This is a genomic window from Bacillus sp. JJ1127, assembly GCF_036965845.1.
Taxonomy (GTDB): Bacteria; Bacillota; Bacilli; order Bacillales; family Bacillaceae_G; genus Bacillus_A.
Map to the genome: position 1 here is coordinate 1 of NZ_JBALQK010000160.1, position 8,253 is coordinate 8,253.

The window sequence follows — 8,253 nt, forward strand, 5'->3', positions numbered from 1 at the left end:
TGTTTATATTGTTTTTTCTTTGAATGTAACAGACGAGATCTGATGATATGTAAATATAAGATGATAAAAGGAGTACAGCATGATTAATATGTCACTAAGGGCGTTTAAAATCCAAATGTATTATTTATTAGGCATAATGTTATTAGGGTGGGCAATAACACCTTTTTCTGCTCACTTTTTAGGTATGGGAATTGGACTTATTGTTAGTATGTATTGCGTTTGGATTTTAGGAAGACGCATTGAAAAGCTTGGAGATAGTGTTGTAAAAAAAACGAAGGCACCAACGCTCGGTATGATTAATCGATTTGCGGCAGCAATACTTGGTGCAATTATTATGTATGAGATCGAACACCATATGGTCATGTGGGCATTTGCTGTTGGTATTATGGGTGGTTATTTCTTAATCGTAATAAATTTAGGGTATTACAGCATGAAAGATGAGAAGAAATAGATAAATATAAAGTGAAACTTNNTCCCTCACTGATTATTAGCCCTCATCAATCGGGCTTTTACGGGCAGTTTATCTCTCACCTAACTTCTTTAGAAAAGTGGAAGCGGCTCGCTCAGAATCGCAGGACGCTCGCGCCAAAGGCAGAGAGGCGCTTTTTTCCTCGTCTGAGGGGGGAAACAACCGGAGATTCTAGCCGCTAGAGCTGGACAATGCTTTCGCCGAATTTTGAGGTGGGAGTATTACTGTCCGCGAATAGCGGGATAAATTGAAAAAACGGCATAAAACCTTTCTTTTTGGGTGGAAGAGGGCATCCGGCGATGGATAGGAGCGGTTAGTGCCTTTTTCCGCCCCATGCCATGTGAAAACAAAAGGAGAAAGAGAGTGGGGAATTTGTTTTTGTTTCCAAAGCTGCGATTTATATGTTGAAAAATCCAAGTGGATATAAAGAAAGAGGCTTACGACAAAATCGTAAGCCTCTTTTTATTGTAAGTATGTGTAACCTGCAAAGCCGCATTGGGTTTTGTCGGTGAGTACGCGTGCTTTTTAGGTTACAACAAACTTATTCATATGAGTAAAGGGTCATTCATACAGTAAAAGGTAAATTAAGCGATTGGACCGCCAAGGTTGATAATGCTTTCAGAAACGCTATTGAACTTCTTGAAGTTTTCTTTGAATTTGCCAGCAAGTTCAAGTGCTTTTGCTTTGTAAGCAGATTTATCAGCCCATGTTTGTTCAGGCATTAGTACTTCATCAGGCACACCAGGTACATGAAGTGGAACTTCAAGACCGAAAATGTCATGTTTTGCTGTTTCCACTTTATCAAGTTCACCATTTAGTGCAGCTTGCACCATTGCGCGAGTGTAACCTAAGTTCATACGTTTTCCAACGCCGTATTCGCCACCAGTCCAGCCAGTGTTTACTAAGAATACTTTTGCATCGTGTTTCTCGATTTTTTCACCAAGCATTTCCGCATAGCGAGATGCGTCAAGCGGTAAGAATGGTGAACCGAAGCAAGTTGAGAATGTAGCTTGCGGAGATGTAACACCGCGCTCAGTTCCTGCTAGTTTACTAGTGTAACCACTTAAGAAATGGTACATAGCTTGTTCTTTCGTTAACTTACTGATTGGAGGCAATACGCCAGATGCATCAGCAGTTAAGAAAATAATTGTATTTGGATGTCCTGCAACACTTGGTAATACGATATTGTCAATCGCATGGATTGGGTATGCAGCACGTGTATTTTCCGTTAATGCTGTATCATTATAATCTGCAACGCGTGTTTGGTTGTCAACTACAACGTTTTCTAATACTGATCCAAACTTAATTGCATCAAAGATTTGTGGCTCTTTTTCGTGAGAAAGGTTAATACATTTTGCATAGCAACCGCCTTCAATATTGAATACACCATTATCAGACCAGCCGTGCTCATCATCACCAATTAATTTACGTTGTGGATCAGCTGATAATGTTGTTTTACCTGTTCCAGATAAACCGAAGAATAAGGCTACGTCACCTTCTTCACCTACGTTTGCAGAGCAGTGCATAGAAAAGATATCTTGTTCTGGAAGTAAGAAGTTCATGATGGAGAAGATAGATTTTTTCATTTCTCCAGCGTATTCTGTACCACCGATTAGTACGATACGTTTTTCAAATGAAATCATAATAAATGCTTCAGAGTTTGTGCCGTCAATTGCTGGATCTGCTTTAAAGTTTGGTGCAGAAACAATTGTAAACTGTGCTTCATGATTTTTTTCTTCTTCTTCAGTCGGACGAATAAATAATTGATGTACGAATAAATTGTGCCATGCATATTCGTTAACAACTTGAATTGGAAGACGATAGTTACGGTCAGCACCAGCGAATCCTTTAAATACGAATAGTTCATCTTTTTCTTTTAAGTATTCTAACACTTTTGTATATAATTTATTAAAATGTTCTTCAGAAATCGGTTGGTTTACAGATCCCCAAGCAATTTTGTCTGCAACCGATGCTTCTTTCACAATAAATTTGTCTTTAGGAGAACGTCCTGTATATTTACCTGTTGAAGCAGAAACAGCGCCAGTAGAAGTTAATTTTCCTTCGTTTCTCATTAATACTTTTTCCACTAACTGTGGAACGCTTAGTTGAACCTGTGCATTGCTTCCGTTCAGTAATTCATGTAATCCAATTTGGACATTCACAGTACTCATATTTATATACCATCCTTTTCATTTTATGAAATGTTTCTCGTAATCCCACTAAGAGTATAACACAATCATATAAATAATGTATACTATTTATTTATTTTTGTTTGTGCGAATGCAATATTTTCCTATTAATATTTTGCTCGAAATACACTGCGAAAAACTTGTAGGAATATGTGAATATTAATTGACAAATGAATGTCATTTCTTTAGTATAGGTTGGGACGGATACTCTCTTATCCCGAGCTGGCGGAGGGACAGGCCCGATGAAGCCCAGCAACCTCACTTGTAATGGTAATAAACAAGTGAATAGGTGCTAAAACCTGTGCGAGGCTAAAGGTCTCGAACGATAAGAGCGAAGGGCAAAAAGCAGTATGCAAGTAGCAAATTAAACCTTTCCTCTATATAATAGGAAAGGTTTTTCTTTATACTTGTGTGGGAATATATGAATGTCGCAGTTTGTGGCAAGTTAAGGATGAGTTCCGTACAATATATACAATTACTGTAGGGAGGTTTACCACATGACAAAACAACGTCATCTATTCACATCTGAGTCTGTAACTGAAGGACATCCAGATAAAATTTGTGACCAAATTTCTGATTCAATTTTAGATGCGATCTTAGAAAAAGACGCAAACGCACGTGTAGCTTGTGAAACAACAGTAACAACTGGTTTAGTATTGGTAGCGGGGGAAATTACGACTTCTACTTATGTAGATATTCCAAAAATCGTTCGCGAAACAATCCAAGGTATCGGTTATACTCGTGCAAAATACGGATTCGATGCAGAAACTTGTGCAGTTTTAACATCTATCGATGAGCAATCTGCTGACATCGCTATGGGTGTTGACCAAGCGTTAGAAGCACGTGAAGGTCAAATGACTGACGCTGAGATTGAGGCAATTGGTGCAGGAGACCAAGGTTTAATGTTTGGTTTCGCATGTAATGAAACAAAAGAATTAATGCCACTTCCAATCTCACTTGCTCACAAATTAGCTCGTCGTTTAACGGAAGTTCGTAAAGATGAAACATTAGAATATTTACGTCCAGACGGTAAAACGCAAGTTACAGTTGAGTATGATGAAAATGGTAAGCCAGTACGCATCGATACAATTGTAATTTCTACACAGCACCATCCAGAAGCTACATGGGAACAAATCGATCGTGACTTAAAAGAGCACGTAATTAAAGCTGTAGTACCAGCAGAATTAATGGATGAAGAAACGAAATTCTTCATTAACCCAACTGGCCGCTTTGTAATCGGTGGACCACAAGGGGATGCTGGTTTAACAGGACGTAAAATCATCGTTGATACTTACGGTGGATACGCTCGTCACGGCGGCGGTGCATTCTCTGGTAAGGATGCAACAAAAGTTGACCGTTCTGCAGCATACGCAGCTCGTTATGTTGCGAAAAACATCGTAGCAGCTGGTCTTGCTGACAAAGCAGAAGTACAACTTGCATACGCAATCGGCGTAGCACAACCGGTATCAATTTCAGTTGATACATTCGGCACTGGCAAAGTATCTGAAGAAGTACTAGTGGAACTAGTTCGTAACAACTTCGATCTTCGCCCAGCTGGTATCATCAAAATGTTAGACTTACGTCGCCCAATTTACAAACAAACAGCAGCTTACGGCCACTTCGGACGTACTGATGTAGATCTTTCATGGGAACGTACAGACAAAGCAGCAGCTTTAAAAGAGCAAGCTGGTCTATAATATAGGAAGAAAAAGCTTTGCGCCTTCGCGCAAAGCTTTTTTATTTGTAAAAATACATAAAGCTCCCTTTATTAGCAGATTGTAAATAACGTTGTAATGTATGTAATGCATACCCAGGACTTTTTATAAGCCCCCCACTTCAAAACGTGTTAGCGTTTAAGTGGTGGATAGTTGACTACTTCGACACATGAACCACAATATACTTCACCCTCAAGCTCAATATATTTCTTTATATTTGTCATCCCGCTTGCGGGTAATGGCATATGAATCCACGATTTTTCATAAGTTTCAATCTCTTTACCACATGATTTACAAAGTGTTGGCTTTTTCCAGAACATTGGTCATCATCCTTTCTTCTGGCGAGCTTTTCCAGCACAAAATGCACTGCATAGTAAAAATAGTGTTGCAAATCCCCAGCCACCAATTGCTGAATATGGAACAGCATCCTTTAGCGCCATTCCAGCACTGATGGAAGCGACAAATAGAAGGATAAATACCGTTGTGAGTTTTTTATAAAGTTCCATGAACGAGCCCCCTAATTATGAAAAATTATTTGGTATATATCAGATTGCTTCGTGCGAATTTAAATGCAATGAAATAAATAGCGAGTAAGAGAGGAATTGCTGTACTTGTTAAGTATGTACGGTTAGAATCATAGGACCTCTTTTTTATGGTTATATATACCAATATTGTATCATAATGTTTTAGGCGTCCACTAGATAATTATGTAAATGTGATGTACTGCACATTTGAGAGAACTTCTATCATATCTTTCGAGAGGACTCCCACCTCTAAACATATGTGAAGGTGGTGAGGTGAATCGAAAAAATATATTATTTTCAAGCTAAAAATATAGAAACATACGTTCTTGTTTTGGTATAATACCCTTAACAAGGAGGTGAAAAAATGACAACGGAAAATCAAATAAATTATAAAACTCTTCAGATTTGGATTAAAAAAGGACATCGTATGTATTCTTATTTTCAAGAATCTTGCCAAAACGCTAAAAACATGTATAACACGACAAACTTTTATATACGACAAGTGTATACAGGTTTGACACAAGATAAGGAATTGCAACCCTTACAAAAAGAAGTTTTGGATACAATTGATAAAAACATTGGGAAGATGAATGGTGCACAACTTCTTACCTATCAAAAGAAATTGGGAAAAGAGAAAACAAAACTAAAAGAAAAACAAAAAGAAGTGAAATGTAATTTGTTTTCAGAACCAACTACAGAAAAACCTTATGTAGATTATCATTTTCTGGATGCATTATTTAAAGCGATGATTCAGAAGGATTATCGTGCTTTGCCTACGCAATCTAGTCAATCAATCATGAAAAATGTATTCCAAAATTGGAAGTCTTTTTTTGCTAGTTTAAAAAATTATAAAAAGAATCCCAACAAATATACTGGAAAACCTAGAATTCCAAAGTATATTCGTTCTTCTGAAAAGGAAGTCTTGTATACAAATCAAGATTGTGTCATTAAAAATGAAAAGTTTTTAAAGTTTCCAAAGACAAAATTGCAATTAAACATTGGGAAATTGGGGTTTACTGAAGGTAAACTGAAGCAAGTTCGTGTTATCCCAAAATACAATGGATATGTGGTGGAGTTAGTGATAGATGTTCCTTTAGGACACCAATCCGTTGAAGAGAATGGTCGTTATATGAGTATTGATTTAGGGATTGATAACCTTGCAACCATCGTAACAAACACAGGGATGAAGCCTGTACTTGTTAAGGGCAAACATGTCAAAAGCATAAATCAATATTACAATAAAATGAAGAGCCATTTTACAAGTGTTTTAAGACAAGGTAAACAAATAAATGAAGGACCTTTCACTTCTAAAAGAATAGAAAAACTTCATCAAAAGCGTTACCTGAAAATAAAAGACATCTTCCATAAAGCGAGTCATCATATTGTAAAACTAGCTCAAGAAGAGGAAGTTTGCAAAATCGTTATTGGTCAAAACAAAAGTTGGAAACAAGAAACGGATATGGGAAAGAAAAATAACCAAACATTTTGCCATATCCCGCATAGTTTATTGATTCAAATGATTACATACAAAGCAAATGCGGTAGGCATTCAAGTTGTTGTAATCGAGGAATCCTACACATCAAAAGCAAGTTTTCTAGATCATGACTGTATTCCAACGTATGGAACAAATGACCAAAATGCAACTTTTTCAGGAAAACGAATGAAGCGTGGTATGTATCGTTCTGCAAAAGGAATCGGAATCAACGCAGATGTAAACGCTGCGGCTAATATTTTACGAAAAGTAGTCCCGAATGCATGGACAAACGGGATAGAGGGGTTAGGCGTGAAACAGCTCGCTAGTGTGTTAACTCCACTGACGTTAATCGTCCGTTAGGTCGAAACGTTAGAAACCCCCACTTCAAGCTTTGCTAAGTGGGGGAGTATTCATACGATATGATAAAATGAAGAATAGTTCATCAGAAGGAGAGAAGAGAAATGAGCGTAACAGAACATAAAAAACAAGCGCCAAAAGAAGTACGCTGTAAAATTATCACAATCTCTGATACACGTACAGAAGAAACAGATAAGAGTGGTAAGTTATTAAAAGAACTATTAATAGAAGCAGGGCATAAGGTGACAGCTTATGAAATTGTGAAAGATGATAAAGAAAGCATTCAGCAAGCTGTATTATTTGGCTATCATCAAGAGGATGTTGATGTTGTATTAACAAACGGAGGAACAGGTATTACAAAGCGTGATGTGACGATTGAAGCTGTTTCGGTATTATTAGATAAAGAAATCGTTGGTTTTGGTGAGTTGTTTCGTATGATTAGTTACTTAGAGGATATCGGAAGTGCAGCGATGTTAAGTCGAGCAATTGGGGGAACAATTGGCAGAAAAGTTGTTTTTTCAATGCCGGGTTCTAGCGGAGCCGTTCGTCTTGCGATGAATAAATTGATTTTACCAGAGCTAGGACACATTACATTTGAGTTGTACCGTCAATGAAAAAAATAGCTGGCATTGTATTAGCAGGTGGTATGTCGAGACGTTTTGGGGAGCCAAAAGCATTAGCAAATTGGCAAGGGCATACTTTTATCGAACAGATCGTTAAGGTAATGAAAACGACCATCCAAGATGTAGTTGTGATTACTCATCCTAATATAAAAGAAAGAATGGTTACTTTAGTTGAGGTTCCTGTTATAGAAGATATTCCTTCTTACCGTGGGAATGGTCCACTTGCTGGAATTGTATCAGGAATGGAACAAATTAAGGCGGAATGGTATATCGTTTCTCCTTGTGATACGCCAAATGTTTCAAGTGAGTGGACTACGGAATTAGTAGGGCAAATGAGTGATGACTATGAGGCGATTGTTCCAATTATAGATGGAAGGAAACAGCCATTATTAGCGGCGTATCACTGGAGTGTGAAAGAGAAAATCTATACACTGCTAGAGGAAGACAAACGAAGCATGGGACAACTTTTATCACAGTGTAACGTAAAGTATGTGATAGGAGAAGAAATAAATATGCCAAAAGAATGGTTCGTGAATGTGAATACGAAAGAAGAATATATACAGTTGCATAAAAAAGGAGCTGAGTAGTTCCAGCGCCATCAAGTTAAGAAATATATTCTTTCCCAAAACAATATTTACAGTAATTTATGAGGAGTAAACACCCTTCCGCCACATGATAATTCACTTTTGAAAATTGATAAAGAAATTTAATGAGCGGTTATATCAATATGCTAGTGTAAAGATTAAAAGTGTGATATCAGCTAAATGTTTACAAATCTAAATTTTGAAATATAATAAATTTAGAGTGAAAAAATACAGTTCGGTTGGTAGTCCGGACGCAATAATTTAATAATTATTGTCAATAACCTTCCCCCCTGGGATGTCCATCACTCATGTAATAAA

Annotated in this window: 8 protein-coding genes and 1 riboswitch; of the genes, 5 read left to right on the forward strand and 3 right to left on the reverse strand. The window is 37.3% G+C overall.

The genetic code is table 11. The annotated features are described in order from the left end of the window. The first annotated feature begins 79 nt into the window (after positions 1–79). On the forward strand, positions 80–451 hold the full coding sequence (locus V7183_RS16365; RefSeq protein WP_097899389.1) for an ATP synthase subunit I: 372 nt from the start codon (positions 80–82) through the stop codon (positions 449–451). Between the two features lie 602 nt (positions 452–1,053). Here the strand turns inward: V7183_RS16365 and pckA are convergent. Next, complete coding sequence (gene pckA / locus V7183_RS16370) at positions 1,054–2,640, reverse strand: phosphoenolpyruvate carboxykinase (ATP) (protein ID WP_335360189.1); 1,587 nt, start codon at positions 2,638–2,640, stop codon at positions 1,054–1,056. A 227-nt stretch (positions 2,641–2,867) separates the two neighbouring features. Beyond that, positions 2,868–2,990, forward strand: a riboswitch (SAM riboswitch). 165 nt (positions 2,991–3,155) lie between these two features. Between pckA and metK the strand changes: the two genes are divergently transcribed. After that, the gene (gene metK / locus V7183_RS16375; protein ID WP_335360190.1) at positions 3,156–4,355 is read left to right on the forward strand and encodes a methionine adenosyltransferase; all 1,200 of its coding nucleotides are present in this window, start codon (positions 3,156–3,158) and stop codon (positions 4,353–4,355) included. Positions 4,356–4,504: 149 nt separating this feature from the next. Here the strand turns inward: metK and V7183_RS16380 are convergent, their stop codons facing one another. Together V7183_RS16380 and V7183_RS16385 are read right to left on the reverse strand one after the other, a co-directional pair. Then, positions 4,505–4,693, reverse strand: coding sequence for a hypothetical protein (locus V7183_RS16380; RefSeq protein WP_335360191.1), 189 nt, complete (start codon positions 4,691–4,693; stop codon positions 4,505–4,507). Between the two features lie 6 nt (positions 4,694–4,699). After that, the gene (locus V7183_RS16385) at positions 4,700–4,879 is read right to left on the reverse strand and encodes a hypothetical protein (RefSeq protein ID WP_208017243.1); all 180 of its coding nucleotides are present in this window, start codon (positions 4,877–4,879) and stop codon (positions 4,700–4,702) included. A 382-nt stretch (positions 4,880–5,261) separates the two neighbouring features. Here V7183_RS16385 and V7183_RS16390 point away from each other — a divergent pair, with 382 nt between their 5' ends. The 3 genes from V7183_RS16390 to V7183_RS16400 all read left to right on the forward strand — a co-directional run bounded on the left by V7183_RS16390 (position 5,262) and on the right by V7183_RS16400 (position 7,938). Then, positions 5,262–6,731 carry an RNA-guided endonuclease InsQ/TnpB family protein gene (locus V7183_RS16390; protein ID WP_335360192.1) on the forward strand — a complete coding sequence of 490 codons (1,470 nt, stop codon included), beginning with the start codon at positions 5,262–5,264 and terminating at the stop codon, positions 6,729–6,731. 101 nt (positions 6,732–6,832) lie between these two features. Next, the gene (locus tag V7183_RS16395) at positions 6,833–7,342 is read left to right on the forward strand and encodes a MogA/MoaB family molybdenum cofactor biosynthesis protein (RefSeq protein ID WP_335360193.1); all 510 of its coding nucleotides are present in this window, start codon (positions 6,833–6,835) and stop codon (positions 7,340–7,342) included. Continuing rightward, positions 7,339–7,938 carry a molybdenum cofactor guanylyltransferase gene (locus tag V7183_RS16400; protein WP_335360194.1) on the forward strand — a complete coding sequence of 200 codons (600 nt, stop codon included), beginning with the start codon at positions 7,339–7,341 and terminating at the stop codon, positions 7,936–7,938. Before V7183_RS16395 ends, V7183_RS16400 begins: the two co-directional genes overlap by 4 nt. Positions 7,939–8,253: the final 315 nt, after the last annotated feature.

Coding starts and splice junctions, on each gene's coding strand:
- V7183_RS16365 (WP_097899389.1), top strand. CDS start 80: ATGATTAATATGTCACTAAGGGCGTTTAAAATCCAAATGTATTATTTA.
- pckA (WP_335360189.1), bottom strand. CDS start 2,640: ATGAGTACTGTGAATGTCCAAATTGGATTACATGAATTACTGAACGGA.
- metK (WP_335360190.1), top strand. CDS start 3,156: ATGACAAAACAACGTCATCTATTCACATCTGAGTCTGTAACTGAAGGA.
- V7183_RS16380 (WP_335360191.1), bottom strand. CDS start 4,693: ATGTTCTGGAAAAAGCCAACACTTTGTAAATCATGTGGTAAAGAGATT.
- V7183_RS16385 (WP_208017243.1), bottom strand. CDS start 4,879: ATGGAACTTTATAAAAAACTCACAACGGTATTTATCCTTCTATTTGTC.
- V7183_RS16390 (WP_335360192.1), top strand. CDS start 5,262: ATGACAACGGAAAATCAAATAAATTATAAAACTCTTCAGATTTGGATT.
- V7183_RS16395 (WP_335360193.1), top strand. CDS start 6,833: ATGAGCGTAACAGAACATAAAAAACAAGCGCCAAAAGAAGTACGCTGT.
- V7183_RS16400 (WP_335360194.1), top strand. CDS start 7,339: ATGAAAAAAATAGCTGGCATTGTATTAGCAGGTGGTATGTCGAGACGT.